At 55.1% G+C, this 16,060-nt stretch carries 12 protein-coding genes; 3 read left to right on the plus strand and 9 right to left on the minus strand.

Annotated elements, in window-relative coordinates:
- Positions 1-35 precede the first annotated feature (35 nt).
- Positions 36-824, minus strand: a complete 789-nt coding sequence (locus tag TRICHSKD4_RS19455) for a helix-turn-helix domain-containing protein (RefSeq protein ID WP_009468644.1) — start codon at positions 822-824, stop codon at positions 36-38.
- Between the two features lie 117 nt (positions 825-941).
- On the opposite strand from TRICHSKD4_RS19455, the gene TRICHSKD4_RS19460 reads away from it, so the two are divergent.
- Complete coding sequence (locus TRICHSKD4_RS19460; RefSeq protein ID WP_083782839.1) at positions 942-2,168, plus strand: MFS transporter; 1,227 nt, start codon at positions 942-944, stop codon at positions 2,166-2,168.
- An 82-nt stretch (positions 2,169-2,250) separates the two neighbouring features.
- Here TRICHSKD4_RS19460 and TRICHSKD4_RS19465 read toward each other — a convergent pair whose 3' ends face one another.
- From TRICHSKD4_RS19465 to TRICHSKD4_RS19475, 3 genes are all read right to left on the minus strand, one after another.
- A complete protein-coding gene (locus TRICHSKD4_RS19465; RefSeq protein ID WP_040617254.1) occupies positions 2,251-2,571 on the minus strand; it encodes a 2Fe-2S iron-sulfur cluster-binding protein in 321 nt (106 codons plus the stop codon).
- Positions 2,572-2,721: 150 nt separating this feature from the next.
- A complete protein-coding gene (locus TRICHSKD4_RS19470; protein ID WP_009468648.1) occupies positions 2,722-3,084 on the minus strand; it encodes an Hpt domain-containing protein in 363 nt (120 codons plus the stop codon).
- Between the two features lie 259 nt (positions 3,085-3,343).
- Entirely contained in the window at positions 3,344-3,610 is a 267-nt protein-coding gene (locus TRICHSKD4_RS19475; RefSeq protein ID WP_040617255.1) for a hypothetical protein, read from the minus strand.
- Between the two features lie 336 nt (positions 3,611-3,946).
- Between TRICHSKD4_RS19475 and TRICHSKD4_RS19480 the strand changes: the two genes are divergently transcribed.
- Positions 3,947-9,571 (plus strand): antitoxin, encoded by a 5,625-nt coding sequence (locus tag TRICHSKD4_RS19480; RefSeq protein WP_009468650.1) that lies wholly within the window; start codon positions 3,947-3,949, stop codon positions 9,569-9,571.
- Between the two features lie 230 nt (positions 9,572-9,801).
- Positions 9,802-10,749, plus strand: a complete 948-nt coding sequence (locus TRICHSKD4_RS19485) for a DMT family transporter (protein WP_040617118.1) — start codon at positions 9,802-9,804, stop codon at positions 10,747-10,749.
- A 4-nt stretch (positions 10,750-10,753) separates the two neighbouring features.
- On the opposite strand, the gene TRICHSKD4_RS19490 is transcribed toward TRICHSKD4_RS19485, so the two are convergent.
- From TRICHSKD4_RS19490 to TRICHSKD4_RS19510, 5 genes are all read right to left on the minus strand, one after another.
- Positions 10,754-11,224 (minus strand): MarR family winged helix-turn-helix transcriptional regulator, encoded by a 471-nt coding sequence (locus TRICHSKD4_RS19490; RefSeq protein WP_009468653.1) that lies wholly within the window; start codon positions 11,222-11,224, stop codon positions 10,754-10,756.
- 108 nt (positions 11,225-11,332) lie between these two features.
- Positions 11,333-11,935, minus strand: a complete 603-nt coding sequence (locus tag TRICHSKD4_RS19495; RefSeq protein ID WP_040617119.1) for an ABC-type transport auxiliary lipoprotein family protein — start codon at positions 11,933-11,935, stop codon at positions 11,333-11,335.
- A 52-nt stretch (positions 11,936-11,987) separates the two neighbouring features.
- A complete protein-coding gene (locus tag TRICHSKD4_RS19500; RefSeq protein WP_009468655.1) occupies positions 11,988-13,991 on the minus strand; it encodes an MCE family protein in 2,004 nt (667 codons plus the stop codon).
- A 13-nt stretch (positions 13,992-14,004) separates the two neighbouring features.
- The gene (locus tag TRICHSKD4_RS19505; protein WP_009468656.1) at positions 14,005-14,808 is read right to left on the minus strand and encodes an ABC transporter ATP-binding protein; all 804 of its coding nucleotides are present in this window, start codon (positions 14,806-14,808) and stop codon (positions 14,005-14,007) included.
- A gap of 9 nt (positions 14,809-14,817) precedes the next feature.
- Positions 14,818-15,966: an ABC transporter permease gene (locus tag TRICHSKD4_RS19510; protein WP_009468657.1), complete on the minus strand. Its 1,149-nt coding sequence runs from the start codon at positions 15,964-15,966 to the stop codon at positions 14,818-14,820.
- Positions 15,967-16,060: the final 94 nt, after the last annotated feature.

Consider the following 16,060-nt stretch of genomic DNA (forward strand, 5'->3'; position numbering starts at 1 on the left):
TTGCAACCTCAACGGGTTGTCCGCCATGAGGCAGATCAATCGTTTGCCGCGTCTGTAAAATATCGACCCGGCGTGACCCCAAAAGCTTTTTTGAAGGTCGCCACAAATGCGCTCGGCTCCTCATAGCCCAGCTTGTAAGCAACATCCGAAACACTTCGGCCCAACGATAACAACTCAAGCGCCCGAAACAGTTTCACCTGCCGACACCAGGTTCGATAGCTCATGCCAGTTTCGGCCTTGATCTTGCGCTCGAACGTGCGCACCGAGAGAGCCGTTCGCGAGGCCGCCTCCGCCAAAGCCGGAATGTTGGCTGGACACCGCATAATCGCCGTACACACATCGCGCAGCTTTAGGTCAGCAGGCATTGGCAATTGAAGCGGAGCTGCAGGAAGCAGTTTAAGCTGATCAATAATCACTGCGGAAATACGGGCAGCAGGTCCATTGTTTGCTTCGTGTCGTGGGTAAGACATGAACTCTAAAATGAGCTCTCGAAGAAGATTGGTGACCTGCACCACCTGAGGCTTATCCGGCAAACCCTCCAGAAGATCAGGTGAAATATAGACAAACCGGATATCAGTATCGGAAAGATAGCGGCCCCGGTGTTCCAGCCCCGGCGGAATCCAGAGCGCCCGTTCCGGCGGGACAAAATAGGTACCGCAGTCAGTCTCAACCGCCGATGACCCTGATATGACATGATAAAGCTGCGCGCAGTCATGAGAGTGGAACGCGTTGGTTTGTCCCTTCTTCTGACGTTTCGCAAACCCGACCATTGGAGCCGTGAGCGGCTCAACTGGCATTGTCGCAAGTTCGGGATGTATGCCCATGCACTTTTTCCATTTTTGGCGTTTCAAAACTATTTGATGACAAAACAGCGCTAACACGCAATCAAATATCGCGACTAAGTTCTGCTTCCAAGATGAAAAACGAGCAAGCGATTTGAAATGACGTATTTCACCCGAAGTGAAAACCCGATGGAAATCAAAGGATGGCGTTCACCAGCCGTCCTGTTGATGATCATGGCAGGGGCCATGCAGCTGTCCTTTGCCGCCTGGTGGAACCTGATGAACAATTTTGCGGTTCAGGAGCTCAGCTTCACAGGCCGCGAAATCGGTATCCAGCAGTCAATCCGCGAAATTCCGGGCTTTCTAAGTTTCGCTGCCATCTACCTTCTGCTCCTGATGCGCGAGCAGACTTTGGCCTATGTTTCCCTGCTTTTGCTGGGAATTGGAGTGGCTGCAACCGGTTACTTTCCAAGCGTTTGGGGCTTCTATTTGACCACCTTGGTCATGTCGATCGGCTTTCACTACTATGAAACGATGGCACAATCCCTGTCGCTTCAGTGGCTCCCAAAAGCCACCGCGGCCGCCAGCATGGGCAAAATCATCGCCGTTGGTGCATTTGCACAGCTGATTGCCTATGGGCTGATTTTCATCGGCTGGAAGACCTTTGATCTGTCTTTTACAACGGTCTTTGCGGTTGCTGGCGGGCTCACGCTCGTTGTCCTTGCCTTCTTGATGATGGCGTTTCCCCATTTCAAGGAAGGTGTCGCCCAACACAAAAAGCTGATCCTGCGCAAGCGCTATTGGCTCTACTATGCACTCACCTTCATGGCAGGAGCCCGTCGTCAGATCTTCACCGTGTTTGCAGGTTTCCTGATGGTGGAGAAGTTCGGCTATGACGTGCACGAAGTTGCGTTTCTCTTTCTGATCAATGGCGCGTTCAACATGGTCTTGGCCCCAAAGATCGGAAAGCTGATCGTCCACTTCGGCGAACGCAAGGCACTGATTTTTGAATACATCGGATTGTTTGGTGTGTTCGCAAGCTATGCGTTTGTCACCAGCCCCGAACTGGCCGCAACGCTCTATGTGGTCGATCACGCCTTCTTTGCTATCGCCATCGCGATCAAGACCTACTTCCAGAAGATCGCGGATCCTGCAGATATCGCACCGACCGCAGGCGTCGCCTTCACCATCAACCACATTGCAGCGGTCTTTATCCCGGTCATCTTCGGTCTGGTGTGGCTCTACTCACCAACGGCGGTGTTCCTGTCAGGCGCAGCCATGGCGCTTGTCAGCCTTGCCCTGTCCTCATTAATCCCAAGCGCACCGGAAGAAGGGCATGAGGTCGATTGGTGGTTCCGGCGTACGGCTCCAACGCCCGCCGAATAGGCCTCCTCTCAAGAATGCCTTACACCAACGAAAAAAGCCCGGCACACCTGCCGGGCTTTTGAATCTGTAATTCAGGTGCGTCTTAGGCCTGCCGCTCAGGCACATGAACAACAAGGCCATCCATGTCTGCCGTTACCTTGATCTGGCAGGAAAGCCGGGACGTTGGCTTCACATCATAGGCAAAGTCCAGCATGTCCTCTTCCATCGGCTCAGGCTGACCGGTCTTGGATGCCCATGCATCGTCAACATACACATGGCAAGTCGCACAGGCGCAGGCGCCACCGCACTCTGCCTCAATGCCCGGCACCATATGTTTGATGGCATTTTCCATAACCGTGGAGCCTTCCGGCGCATCCACTTCCGTTGTAGCGCCGTCAGCTGCTTTATAGATGATTTTTGGCATGATCCGCGTCCGACCAAGTTTAGAGGAATAATCCAGTTTCAGAACCGACATAAAGGCTCAAACCAAAAGGTCAAGGCGCGAGCTATCAAAGCGAACGAAAAGAGGCGATTTCGCTTCCCTTTGCCGTTTCAGAGCCGTGGCGATTTCGGCTCAAGAGCTTGTCAGGTCATCAATATAGGCATTTGCCAGAGAGATCGCAGCCTGCAGCTTTGCAAATGAGGGCGCATCCGGGCCTGCCAATTGTTGCTCGGCCCGCTCACACTCATGGGCAACCGTAACAGCGCCGATGGCCCGTGCGGACCCCTTCATGGTATGCACCAGACGCTTCTGCTCATTCCGGTCCGCCTCAGCGATCAACCGGGCGAGCATATTGCTTGCCTGTGATTTGAACATTTGAAGGACCTGAATTTCCAGGTCCCGGTTGCCCAGCGTATTGGTGGCAAGTTGCACCAGATCGATGGGAGGAGATGTGCGCGGGAAGTCCGCTGTCCTGACTGCTGCCGATTGGGCCATCTTGAACTCGCATGCTCTGCACGGCCCCACCGGGTATTTACCGCAAGGAACCGTTTAACGATGCAATTCAGTGTGCTCTCCAGAAGACAAGAAGCCGTTAAAACCCACTCTTGCCACCAGCAACTACCGGTGATGTCCCCAAAAAACTGCTAAAATGGTTAACGGGCTCTTTTGGCTGGTGATCTTCGCCCATGCAAATCTGCCTGGTGGAAGCATGATTTGTCTCGCTTTTTCGATTTACGATGCATTGCGGCAAACGTTAACCTTTATTCGTTTTTTGAGTTGCAAGAGCAGCAGCACGCCCTTCTTGCGTGAGCTTGCAAACCAGCCAATCAGGCTTAATTGGGTTGGAAAACCAAGGCTCTGCCCACCCCGCCTTGATACAAGCACGAATGGTACGCTCTGAAATTCCCTTCCCCGCATCATCGAACAAAGGCAGCTTTCCACCCGCCTGATCCAAGCCTGATGCCAGCCATTTGGCCTGCGCCGCAGTTGGCGCTTTGGGTTTCGAAAGTGTCGTCGTCACGAGTGTTTCCTCCCTGAAATTGCTTTTCAAATTCACCCTCTAAAAGGCCTCAAACACACCCTGTAGGTTGTTATTGTCATTGCTCTTTCTTGTCCAAACACCCAGAGTGTGCCATTAGATTTAGCAATGCGGCAAGGTGGGGAAAGCTGTCAGCATTTTGTTGTCAGTGGGTCAGCGGCGGCCCCTCGCCACACAGAGGATGAGACGGGTTTTGAAAAATCGTCCAGAGTGACAGATTTTCTATCCCGGTATCAGGAATCAACGCATGACGGTGCCACTCCTATTATGAGTCAGGCGACCGGTGTGTAATGAGTATGGACGTGAGGCGATCCTAAAATGGCAAATCCCCCGAAGGTGAAAGATCCGGCAGAAGCGGCCCTGTCAGCGGTCGAGGAAGCCCTGAAGTTGGATTTTGGTGGTCCGGAAGCGAGTGCGGAGAGCGCGCCCTCCAGCAGCGCGCCTGCACCGGATAGCGGATCGGATGCGCCATCTGAGCACAAATCAGCCAATGATGAAGAGCAGCCAGCGCGCCGCCGTGGTCGAGGCAAGCGTCCGCCGGCGGCCAATGACGATCGCCGGAACATCGGTAATCTGATCTACGCATTGCAGCGTCGGCCATCTTCCGCTCCATTCTGGGGTGCCCTCGCACTCACACTGCTCTGGGGCGGTGTGGGAACTAGCCTCGCGATTTCCTCTTTCGGCGACACGCTGTCCGGCCTCACCGGGTTTGGCTCCATCGCCCAGTCACCTGAACTCATTCTGGCTGCCATCGCCGTCATCGTCCCCATCATCTTCTTCTGGGTCATGGCCATGATGATCTGGCGCGCGCAGGAAATGCGCATCGTCGCCCGTGGCATGACAGAAGTTGCCCTGCGTCTCGCTGAACCGGAGGACATGGCAAAGGAATCCATCCTGAGTGTCGGTCAGGCCATTCGCCGCGAAGTCGCGGCTATGGGTGATGGCATCGAGCGCGCAATCGCGCGGGCCAGTGAGCTGGAAGTTCTGGTCCACAACGAAGTCTCGTCGCTGGAGCGCTCCTACAACGACAATGAGCTGAAAATCCGTTCATTGATCGAGGAACTCGTGAGCCAGCGGGAAGCCATCGTCAACAACGCTGACCGTGTTCGCGAGACGATCTCCAGTGCCCATGAGAGCTTTGCATCGCAATTGTCTTCGTCTTCCGGCGAGTTTGGCGAGTCTGTCGACAACGCCACAGACAAGATGTTGGAAGCTGTCAACGCACGTGTTGAGGAACTTACCTCCACCGTTGATGACCGTATTGCGAGCCTTGGCTCGTCCCTCACCTCTTCCGGAAACAAACTGGTTGAGTCGCTGACAGTCCGCGCTGAGGACTACGTTAATCGTCTCACCACCACCGGCACCGATCTGGTCGACAATCTGTCGTCCACTGGCAACCAGATGTGGGAGACCCTTTCCAGCCGCGGCACCGACATCAATAGCCGGTTTGCTGAAACAGCTGATCGCTTTGTCGACATGCTCACTGTGCGTGGCGAAGAGATCAACACGAACCTCACAACATCCACCTCGACGGTTGTCGAAACCCTCAGCCAAAAGGCCGAGGAACTACGTGTGTCCATGGAGAGCACCGGCAACACCGTTGGCGAAACCATTTCGCAGCGCGGCGAAGAAATCAACGCCAACCTGTCGCTCACGTCTGGCCGCCTGATCGATACGATCACTTCGCGCACTGAAGAGCTGATCGGCACAGTCGACACCCGTGTGACAACTCTCGATGCATCACTGGCCGCAACTGGCGACCGTGTGGTGGAAAGCATTTCTGAGCGCGGACAGGACGTCACCAACACGATTTCCGTCAAGGGTGCCGAGATCGTCGAAACACTCTCCGATCGCAGCACGGAAGTTGCCGAAATCCTGCGCGGAACCGGCGAATCCATCGTTGTGGACCTCTCCCTGCGCGGCGGCGAAATCGCCTCCAAACTGGACGAAACCGCTGGAACTCTCACCGAGACCATCACGGTTCAGGGCGGTACGCTGGCAGAGAAGCTGGAAACCATTTCCGACCGGATCTACTCGGCAATCACCGTCAATGGCGACAGCCTGGACGAGCGTCTGGCAGCCCGCGGCAACGAAATGTCTGCCATCCTTGAGCAGCAAAACATCGCCTTCCGCGAAACACTTGAGAGCGTCTCTGCTGACGTCACTGCGAGCCTTGGCTACCAGACAAACGAGTTCTCGCAGCGTCTGGCCGAAACAGGCACTCAGCTGGCCTCCCTCATCGGTGGCCGCGGTGACCGTATTGCGGGCGACATCAACCAAGCCGGTGACAAGATCATCGAAGCCATCGACGTTCGTGGCCGCCTGCTGGAAGAAAATCTTGCCACTCGCCTCACCGAGCTGGACAGCATTGTTACCGACAAGGGCGGCTACCTCATCGAGGCATTCGACACCAAGACATTGCTTCTGTCGGAATCTCTCGATAGCCGTCTGGCAACTCTGGACACCACGTTCAGCACCCGTGTCGACACGCTCGACGCGTCACTTGGCGACCGGGTTGCGTCCATCGATCTAACACTCGACGAGCGTCTGCGTCTGATCGACACAACACTGGAAGATCGTGTTTCGAGCATCGGCTCCACAATGGACGACCGGATTTCCAGCATCGACACCACCTTGGGCGAGCGCATTTCCTCCATCGATGCGTCTTTGGGTAGCCACATCAATACCCTCGACCTGACGCTGGATCAGCGCACAGCGACATTTGAAGCGGCTCTTGAAGGGCGTACGCAGATCCTGTCTGACACAATTGATCAGCGCACAACTGGCATCTCCGAAGCTCTGGACGAGAAAACTCGGAACATCACAGATGTTCTGGCAGATCGCTCCGACGCCATCACCGTTCAACTTGGCGAACGCGTAGAAGCAGCCGGCGACACTCTTGCCACACGTGCAGAGGAAATCGGCAAGGCACTCAACGAGCGCGTTGATGAAGCTTCTGCTTCAATGGTCGACAAGGCAGAGCACCTTGCTCAGACTATGAGCGACGGCACGGACCGGATTGACGAAACCCTTGATGCCCGTGCCCGGCAGATCAGTGAAACCCTGATCTCGCGGACCAAAGAAATCTCCGAGGCCTTCGTTTCCGGCCAGAACGAGATGACCAACGCGCTGGACAACCGTTTGTCAGAAGCCGGATCTGTCCTTGCCAAGCAAAGCACAGAGCTGACGGACTCCCTGTCCGAGCGCATTGCGGAAATCAACGTTTCCCTTGGCGCAAAGGTCTTTGAGGTCGCAGAGACCCTGGACGCCCGCGCAGGTCAGCTGGAAACCATTCTCAACGAGCGTCTGGAAACCATTTCCGGCACCTTGAGCGGCGAGAGCCAGAAGGCACTGGATATCCTGACCAACGTTGTCAGCGAAGCAGGCACCACCCTCTCCACCGAAAGCACCCGCATGCGGGACATGGTGACCGAGGCCGTGGCTCAGGCTGTTGCGTCCCTGTCTGGTGAAGGTCACCAGATTAAGAACATCGTGGATGGGGCCGTCACAGACGCAGTCAGCAAGCTTGCAGATGAACGCAGCAAGACTGTTGGTATCGTCACCGGCACACTTAATGACGCGACGACGAAGATTTCTGACGAAAGCGAACGCATGCGTCAGATCATCCTTGGCTCTGTCGGCGAAGCGCGCGGAATGCTTTCCAGCGAAAGCGAGCGGGCTACTGAGTCCATCTCAGGCGCTATGGATCTGGCCCGCGGCACGCTCTCATCTGAAAGCGAAAAAGTTCGCGAACTGGTCCTGTCCGCCATTGGCGATGCAGCGCGGACAATGGCTGCCGAAAGCGAGAATGCCCGGGCGCTCTACGTTGGAACGCTGGCCGAGTTCTCCGGTTCTCTGACTGGCGAAAGTGAAAAGGTTCGCGAAGAACTGGGTCGCACAATTGCTGAAATCTCCGGCAACTTGTCCTCTGAAAGCGAGCAGGCACGGCAAACCCTTGCCAAAACGCTGGAAGAAATCCGCGGCCAGATGTCCGGCGAAGCAGAAGTGGTTCGTGCCCGGGTTAACAATGCGGTCAACGAAGCAGCTGATCTCCTGCGCGATCGCGGCAACTCCGTTGCAGCAGAGCTGCTGGACAAGGCCAACAACCTCAACGAAGCCTTCAACGCCCAGTCTGGTGAATTGTCCAAGATCATTGGCACCGACGGCAATGAGCTGGTCGAGGCGATCGAAAACCGCGCCAAGGATCTGACGACTCGCGTTTCCGACGTTCACAGCGCTATTCTGGACGCGATCACCGTCAAGGGCCGTGAAGTCTCCGATGCCTTCGCGCAGAACGGTTTGGAAGCCACACGCTCCCTTATGGAAGCAGGCGACCATGTTGTTGCAAGCATGACCGAGCAAAGCCAAAAAGCTGCAGAAGTCATGACCAGCGCCAACGACCGTTTGGTTGCGTCTCTGGAAGACCGCAGCAAGCGCGCTGCCGATCTTCTTGTTGACACAAAACGGCGTCTGGAAACAGACATCACCGAAATTCTGGAGAAGCTGGACACATCCAACACAACTCTCCAGAGCGTCATCACGCAGGCTGGCACAAACCTGAACGAGGTGGAGGTCAACCTTGGACGTCGTGCAGGCGAGTTCCGCTCTGCGGTTGACCGCGCCGTGGCTGATACAACGGCGACAAACTCCGTCATCACGGAGCAGGTCGACGCCCTGCGCACGGTCACTGAGACGACGCTTGCCGACATTCAGGCACTGACCAACCGTTTGGGAGATCACTCTTCCGCCTTGTCCGATGCAGCACGGTATCTGGAGAAAACCAACCAGACCGTCGAAAGCCGCGTTGGCGAGCGCAAAACTGCAATCGAGGAAGTGGCAGAAACTCTTCTCTCCAAAACCGAAGCAGTCGACACGCTCATGCGCTCCTTCACAGCGTCTCTGTCCGAAACGCTGGAAACAGCGGACGACAAGGCCCGCGAAGCAGCCCGCATGCTCAGTGCAGCTGCAGAAGCTGCAACGAAGAACGTTTCCGAGCAGTTCGAAAGCATGCGCATGACAGCAGGCATGGAAGGTCAGAAGGCCCGTGAAACCATTCGCGCGGCACAAGACGACATCATGTCCGAAATGTCTCGCACCGTTGCCGAAGCGTCCGAGCGCTTCAACGATGCGGCCAGCCGGATGCGTGACGTTGCCCGTGATGTCCATCTCGAGCTTGAAGCCACCCGCAACGAGCTGAAGCAGGGTGTTCTGAGCCTGCCGGATGAAGCAGAAGAATCCTCTGCGGCCATCCGTAAGGTGGTCAATGAGCAGATCCGGGCACTTAGCGAGCTGTCTGACATCGTGGCAAAGCAGGCCAACACTCTGGACGTATCCCGTCCGCAGATGCAGGTTGCTGCCGCAGCTCCTGCCCCTGCCCCTGCCCCGCAGAGCTATGCTCCTGCTCCAACGCCAGCGCCAGCGCCAGCGCCGACTGAAGTTGCTCAACGCGAACCATCACGTCCAATGGAAGCCCCGCGTCGTCCAGCTCCGGCAGCAGAAGAAGCTCCGTCCGGAAAAGGATGGGTTTCCGACCTGTTGCGCCGGGCAAGCCGCGATGATGAGCCAAACAGCGATGTGACTGTGGCGCCTGGTCCGCTGAAGTCTTTCGAGAGCCTGAACTCGCTCTCGGTCGACATTGCACGCGCAATAGATCACGAGACATTCATCGACCTGTGGGCGCGTTACAAACAAGGTGAGCGGCATGTCTTCACCCGCCGTCTCTACACCCTGCAGGGACAGCAGACCTTTGACGAAATTCGTCAGAAATACGCCCGCGATCCGGAGTTCCGCTCCGCCGTAGAGCGCTATGTCACGGATTTTGAACAGCTCTTGCAGCAGGTCGCCAGAAACGACCGCGACAATATGCTCGGCCAAACATACCTTACGTCAGACACCGGCAAGGTCTACACCATGCTGGCCCATGCCAGTGGCCGTCTCGACTAGCGGCACATCAAAGCAATTGATGACAAGGGCGGCCTTCGGGTCGCCCTTTTTTGTAGGTGAACTGCCTCGATCAAGACGGACAGTCCATCACGCAATTTGACAAATGGGTTTTCGCCATTCACCGCGGCAATTAAATTGTAGGCTGAAAACACTGCACTCAACCTTGACGGCACCGAGATCAACCGTCACTCTGGGTGCGAATTTCAAACAATCAAAACATTCGGGCGCTCATGTCCCCAGCTTCTCCGTCTCCGATACGCGGATTGGGCTTTGCTTTAACAGGCTTTGCCTTTTTCGCGATGCACGATGCTCTGATTAAACATCTTGGCACCACATATTCTGTGTTTCAGATCATCTTTTTCGCCATGCTCTTTGCGTTTATTCCCATGGCAACGATCATGCTGGCGGACAAGGCAGAAGAGAATTTTCGCCCACGCCATCCATGGCTTGTGGTTGCCCGTGGCGCACTCGGCATTATTGGGATGAGCGGGGCGTTTTACGCCTTCTCCACCCTGCCGCTGACCGAGGTTTATGGTCTGTTGTTCTCCACTCCATTGTTGATTACAGCCTTTTCCGTACCCTTGCTCGGAGAAGTCGTCCGCGTACGGCGTTGGCTCGCCGTTTTCATCGGCTTGATCGGAGTGTTGATTGTTCTGCGCCCAGGCGTTTCAGAATTCACGCTCGGCCATGCCGCTGCGCTCACGGCTGCTTGTGCGTCTGCTCTTACTTCTGTCGTATTGCGGAAGATCGGTGGCCAAGAAAGGTCTGCAGTCTTGATCCTCTACACCATGCTGGCTGCCTTGCTGGTCACCGGGATATTGATGCCACAAACCTACAAACCCATTGAGTTACCTGACCTTTTACTATTGGCCGGCGTAGGTTTTTTGTCCGTTTGCGCGCAGTTCTGCATCATTTACGCCTACCGACAGGCCCCAGCGGCGGTGATTGCACCAATCCAGTACAGCCAGATCCTATGGGCAGCGCTTTTCGGTGTCTTGTTCTTTATGGAAAAGCCGGACATCTATGTCGCCATCGGCTCGGCCATCGTTATTGGGTCCGGCGTCTTTGTTGTCTGGCGGGAAAGCAAACAGGATGTGTCCGCGCAAAGCCCGGTACTGCGAACGGGCAACCCGCGCTATGATGCGGGCCCATCCCCATGGACGAAGAAGTCGGAATAAAGGGTTAGGTTTTCGAAAGGTTGTCCCGCACCCGGCTCATGACACCTAAAAACGTCTGAAAGTCCTTATCGGAAATCCCGTTCAGCATGCTGCGTTCTGCTTCCAGTACCTTGGGAACAATATCCTTGTAGACAGCCCGACCTTTGGGCGACAGTTCAAGCAAAACACTTCGGGCATCGTCCCGATTGAGGGCTTTGTCTAACAGGCCCCGCTCATGCATTTTCTTCACCGCCCGACTAACTGAAACCTTGTCCATGCTGGACCGTTCGACGATCTCTGTTGCCGGAATACTGCCGTTTTCACTCAAGATCGCCATAGTGCGCCACTCGGACGGCGTAAGACCATGATCTTGCGTATAAATTTCAGAAAGTGCTGCGGTTACGTCAGCATAGAACACGCGCACCAAATAGGGAAAGAACGATTGAAGATCAAACGCGGGAGACCCACTCGTTTCCGTCAAATCGGCCTTTGCCATGCGATCACCTAAGGTCTCGTTTCTGCTTCGTTACATATGAAACTAAGCAGTTCTGCGCGCGCAGGCAAGCCTATAGAAAACAGCAGCTACCGAAACGGAATGCCGGTTCTAAACGTTCTGGACCGTCCAAAGAGCGATGTCGGAAAACACTTGATCAGCAGCCCGGTTCAACGCCTCCACGGCCTTGTCGGCAGACGTAGCTGAAGCTGGAATTTCAGCGCGGAACACACGGTTCGACACCGTTCGGCCATTTCGGTCATTCACAAGCTTTGCCGCAATGGCAACCACGGCCTTGTCGGCATTTGCCAACTGGATTTCAAAGGACCGAATTTCCAATTGCAATTGATAGTCGATCAGCAGGCCGTCACCTGGCAGACCGACACCACGCAAAAGGTTCGTGTTTTGCAAGGTCTCAACAACCTTGGTCTGAACAAGGCTCGGCAATGCATCCGCCCAAGACACCTTGGGATAGTAGCTATAGACCGGACCCTGATTGACAACCGCAATATACTCTGTGTCCAGCGCCTTCAGCGCCCTTGGCCGTGGCACAAGCACCTGGCGGCTTTTCCGGCGACCTTCCACCTGAGATGTGGCCGCGTTCAGTCCATAGAGTGCAGCAGGTCCACTGGCTGCACAGCCAGCAACAAGCAGGCTCGCCCCCAACCAAATCAACACATTACGGCGTCCCGGCAAACGGGTATTGCTACTCATAAGACTGTGTCACCCTTTTGCACTGCCAGCACATTCATAAACGTGCCGCATATTATCGCCGATTCCCGGTGTAGGTTGGAACCTGCTCACCGCCAAAGATCACACGTTGCGGGTTCCGGTCAAAGCTTTCCACCGCTCTTTGGATGGAGATAAGCGTGCGGTTGACCTGCTCCATCGCAGCTGCAAAGTCCGACGAACCCTGATTGGCAAACTTCGCCAACCCGTCGGCAATCGTACCGGCGCGCGACTCGAATGCCTCGGCAATTTTTCGGATCGAGGCAGCTGCTGCCGTTGCTTCCTTGATCAACCCTTCCCCGTCTGCATCCACCATGGTTCCGACATTGTCGACAATGCCCTGAATGCGAACGGATGTCGCATTGAGGTTTGCTGTCAGCTGCTTTGCATCCGTAATGATCTGATCCACGTCCGGTGTGCGTGATGCCAGATTTTCACTCATCTTCTCAACGTTTTGCGCCGTTGCCCGAGCTGAGAGAATAATCTCGTCAATCGTCTGCTTTTGCGCAGACAATCCGCCTGTCATGGTCTCTACCGATCCAACGATATTGGCGACCTGTTCCGGTTTGACAGCGCTGATCACAGTATCTGCGCTGGCGAGCGTCTCGGTAAACTGGACAGAAGCAACCCGCAAATCATCAATAAGCGCGATGATCCGGTCTTCTTCGCCTCGAACCGTTGCTGTGACAGATTCAATGTTCTGGATAGAAGATCGTGTCGCGGTAATGATCTCGTTGATCTGCGCTTCTTGGGCACGGAAGTTCGAGACAATCTCTGCTGTATCATCAACCACGGACTGAACAGAAACAGGGTCAACAGCCGCTACAATTGCATCAACCCGGCCAAGCGAAGCGTTGAGATTGGTGGTGAAGCTTTCAACGGAGGCGACAGTTTGCTGCACACTGGCTGGATCGACCGCATCCACGATCTCAATCCCCCTCGCCATCATGACATCTGCTTTCTCCAGAACCCCCTTGCCGCTTTCAATAGCTGCAACGAGGTTTTGGTCCTGCTCACGGATGGTGGTGGAAACCGAGGCCAGATTGTCCATCGTGGTTGAGCTGGCAGAAATCAACGTGTTGATTTCAGATGTTCGGTCTTTTAGAACCTTGCCAAGAGAGGCTGCGCCGGACACCACCTGCTGGACATCCTCAGGGTTAACCGCAGCAACAATCTTGCCGACACTGTCCAGCTGCGCGTTCAAACCGACCGAGAATTTCTCCAATTCTTGGGCAGCTGACTGGGCGTCGGCGAGTACAACTTCAATGTCCTTCCCAACCTTGCCAAGGCTATCGGTAAAGACATCAACATTATCAACGATATCCGTCACCTTGTCGGACGGAATAGCCGCCAGGATGCGTTCGCCTTCCACCACAAGCGTTTCCATCCGACCAGACAGTTTGACGAACGCCTCTGTGGCAGACGACAAGCTGGCCATGAAATCGGAAACCCCGTCCGAATTGGACGCCAGTGCGGTGGAGAATGTCTCGACATTTGTCACGATTTTCGTGATCGCGGGTCGATTATCTACTAACAAGCCTTCAACTTCATCGAGTGTCGTCTCGATCTTGTGAAGCACATCCCGCGCACCGCCTGTAATGTCGTCAAACAGCGACTTCTCGGCGTAGATGACTGGCCGCGGCCCCTCACCAAGATTTTCATAGCCGGTAAACAGGAGTGGCGAATCGAGGCTGCCACCGTTCAAATCAACATAAGCAACCCCGGTCAGCCCCGTGAAATTGAGCGTCGCCTTTGTGTCCTTGCGCAACGGTGTATCCGGTTTGACACGGACAGTTGCCACGACCTTTGTGGGGTCCGTACGGTCGAAGTTCAGCTGGCTGACATCGCCGACCTTGATACCGTTGAAAAGGACTTGGCCGCCAACGGGGAGACCGGTTACCGGGGCAGGAAACACGATGTCAAAAAAGACATTTTCACGCGTCTCAGCCGTGAGCGCCAGCCAGTAAATAAAACCAAAGGCCAGTGCCAGAGTGCCAACCATAAAGGCACCGATCACGACATAATTAGCACGGGTCTCCATTAAGTCCCTGTCCCTATACCCTTTTCAGTGCCCGATCGCCGCGGAAGTAGGATTTGATCCACGGATCGTCATTCACCATCATTTCTTCAATTGGCCCAATGGCCGAAACTTTTTTCTGACCCAAAACTGCAATCCGGTCACAAATGGAATGCAGGCTGTCCAGATCATGGGTCACCATATAAACGGTCAACCCGAGCGTCTCACTCAAATTCGCAATAAGCTTGTCAAAAGCCGCAGCGCCGATTGGGTCAAGCCCTGACGTAGGCTCGTCAAGAAATACCAGATCCGGGTCTAACGCAAGGGCACGGGCCAAGCTTGCCCGTTTCACCATTCCGCCTGACAATTCAGATGGATACTTATCCCCCGCATCTTGTGGCAATCCCACCAACTCAAGCTTCAAGGTCGCAAGCTCATCCATAAGCCGAGGTGATAGTTTCAAATGCTCGCGCATGGGCACTTGAATGTTCTGCTTGACCGTCAGGGAGGAAAACAGCGCCCCTTGCTGGAACAAGACCCCCCAGCGCCGATCAATGGAAAGCCGTTCAGCTTCCGTGGCCCGTTCAAGGTCATATCCAAAAATGCGAATTTTCCCGGCGCGGCGCGGGATCAAGCCCAAGATGGCCCGCATCAGAACTGACTTGCCAGTTCCCGACCCACCAACAAACCCCAGAACTTCGCCACGGCGAACATCCAGATCCAGCTCGTTGAGGATAACTTTCGTTCCAAAGCCAACCGTTACGCCGCGTGCTGACAGAATGATGTCCTGCCCCCCCTTGCTGGCTGTGCTGTTGGACTGGGACGCGTCTACCGTTTGCATCTACACAACCTAAACATTGATCGATGCAAAGAATATCGCGAAGACACCATCGACGACGATCACGAGGAAAATGGCTTTCACCACAGACATGGTGGTGTGCCGACCGAGGGATTCGGCAGAACCTCCCACTTTCAGGCCCTCAACACAAGCAATCAAACCAATAATCAACGCCATGAACGGGGCTTTCACGATACCGACCCACAGCGTCTTCATGGTAATGGCCGCCTGCAACTGCGTGAGATAAGCGGCTGGCGGAATGTCCAGATAAACCCAAGTGGTTAGCCCCGCTCCGACAAGTGCTGCCATGTCTGCAATAAAAGTCAGGACGGGCAGCGCAATCATCAAGGCCAGAATGCGCGGAAGAACCAGAACTTCTGTGACGCTCAGACCAATCACATGCAAGGCATCCACCTCTTCCTGCATGCGCATGGCACCGAGTTCCGCCGTGAAGGCTGAACCAGATCGGCCAGCAACCATAATTGCGGTCAGGATTACACCAATTTCTCGCAGCACAAGAATACCGGCAAGATCCACCACATAGATGTCGGCCCCGAATTGGCGGAGATAAAATCCGCCCTGCTGCGAGATAATCGCCCCGATCAGAAAGCTCATCAGTGCGACGATTGGTACTGCACCGATGCAGGTTCGGTCGAACTGAACAGCCACCGCTATCCCACGAAGGCGCTTTGGCTGCAGCAAAACCGTTGAAAGAACAACACCGAGCGAGCCCAAAATATGGAGCATCGCAATCGCGTCGCGCCCGACATTGACCACCTGTTTTCCGGTCGCTTCCAAAAAGCCGACGAGAGAGACCTTACTTTTTTCGGGTTTATATTCGGGCGGATGGTGTCGCTCGATCTGACAAAACAAATTGAACCGATTTTCGGTCAGACCGATCAGTTCCACGCGCCGTCCCTGATACTCCAGGCTGCCGCGCAATCTATGCACCAACCATGCACCGCTGGTATCGAGGTTGTCGATTGCGGAGGTATCCAGGCAAGTCACCCGGTATTTATCCAGCATAATGCTCTCAACAAGCCGTTCAGCCTCTGCCAAACTGCTGATTGTCCAGTCACCACTCAGGCATAGCACCTGATGGTTGGGAGAATTGTCATTGATCCTGAATGCCGGAGGCGTATTTTTCTCAAGGAACGCCATAACAGACCATTCACCCCTTGCCGCTGAAATCGAGTCCCTCGTATATCTGACAGGGACATACACCGTCCAGTCGCAACCGGATGGCACTTGAAGG

It is taken from the genome of Roseibium sp. TrichSKD4, assembly GCF_000148725.1.
Taxonomy (GTDB): Bacteria; Pseudomonadota; Alphaproteobacteria; order Rhizobiales; family Stappiaceae; genus Roseibium.

Coding starts and splice junctions, on each gene's coding strand:
- TRICHSKD4_RS19455 (WP_009468644.1), bottom strand. CDS start 824: ATGGGCATACATCCCGAACTTGCGACAATGCCAGTTGAGCCGCTCACG.
- TRICHSKD4_RS19460 (WP_083782839.1), top strand. CDS start 942: ATGACGTATTTCACCCGAAGTGAAAACCCGATGGAAATCAAAGGATGG.
- TRICHSKD4_RS19465 (WP_040617254.1), bottom strand. CDS start 2,571: ATGCCAAAAATCATCTATAAAGCAGCTGACGGCGCTACAACGGAAGTG.
- TRICHSKD4_RS19470 (WP_009468648.1), bottom strand. CDS start 3,084: ATGGCCCAATCGGCAGCAGTCAGGACAGCGGACTTCCCGCGCACATCT.
- TRICHSKD4_RS19480 (WP_009468650.1), top strand. CDS start 3,947: ATGGCAAATCCCCCGAAGGTGAAAGATCCGGCAGAAGCGGCCCTGTCA.
- TRICHSKD4_RS19485 (WP_040617118.1), top strand. CDS start 9,802: ATGTCCCCAGCTTCTCCGTCTCCGATACGCGGATTGGGCTTTGCTTTA.
- TRICHSKD4_RS19490 (WP_009468653.1), bottom strand. CDS start 11,224: ATGGCAAAGGCCGATTTGACGGAAACGAGTGGGTCTCCCGCGTTTGAT.
- TRICHSKD4_RS19495 (WP_040617119.1), bottom strand. CDS start 11,935: ATGAGTAGCAATACCCGTTTGCCGGGACGCCGTAATGTGTTGATTTGG.
- TRICHSKD4_RS19500 (WP_009468655.1), bottom strand. CDS start 13,991: ATGGAGACCCGTGCTAATTATGTCGTGATCGGTGCCTTTATGGTTGGC.
- TRICHSKD4_RS19505 (WP_009468656.1), bottom strand. CDS start 14,808: ATGCAAACGGTAGACGCGTCCCAGTCCAACAGCACAGCCAGCAAGGGG.
- TRICHSKD4_RS19510 (WP_009468657.1), bottom strand. CDS start 15,966: ATGGCGTTCCTTGAGAAAAATACGCCTCCGGCATTCAGGATCAATGAC.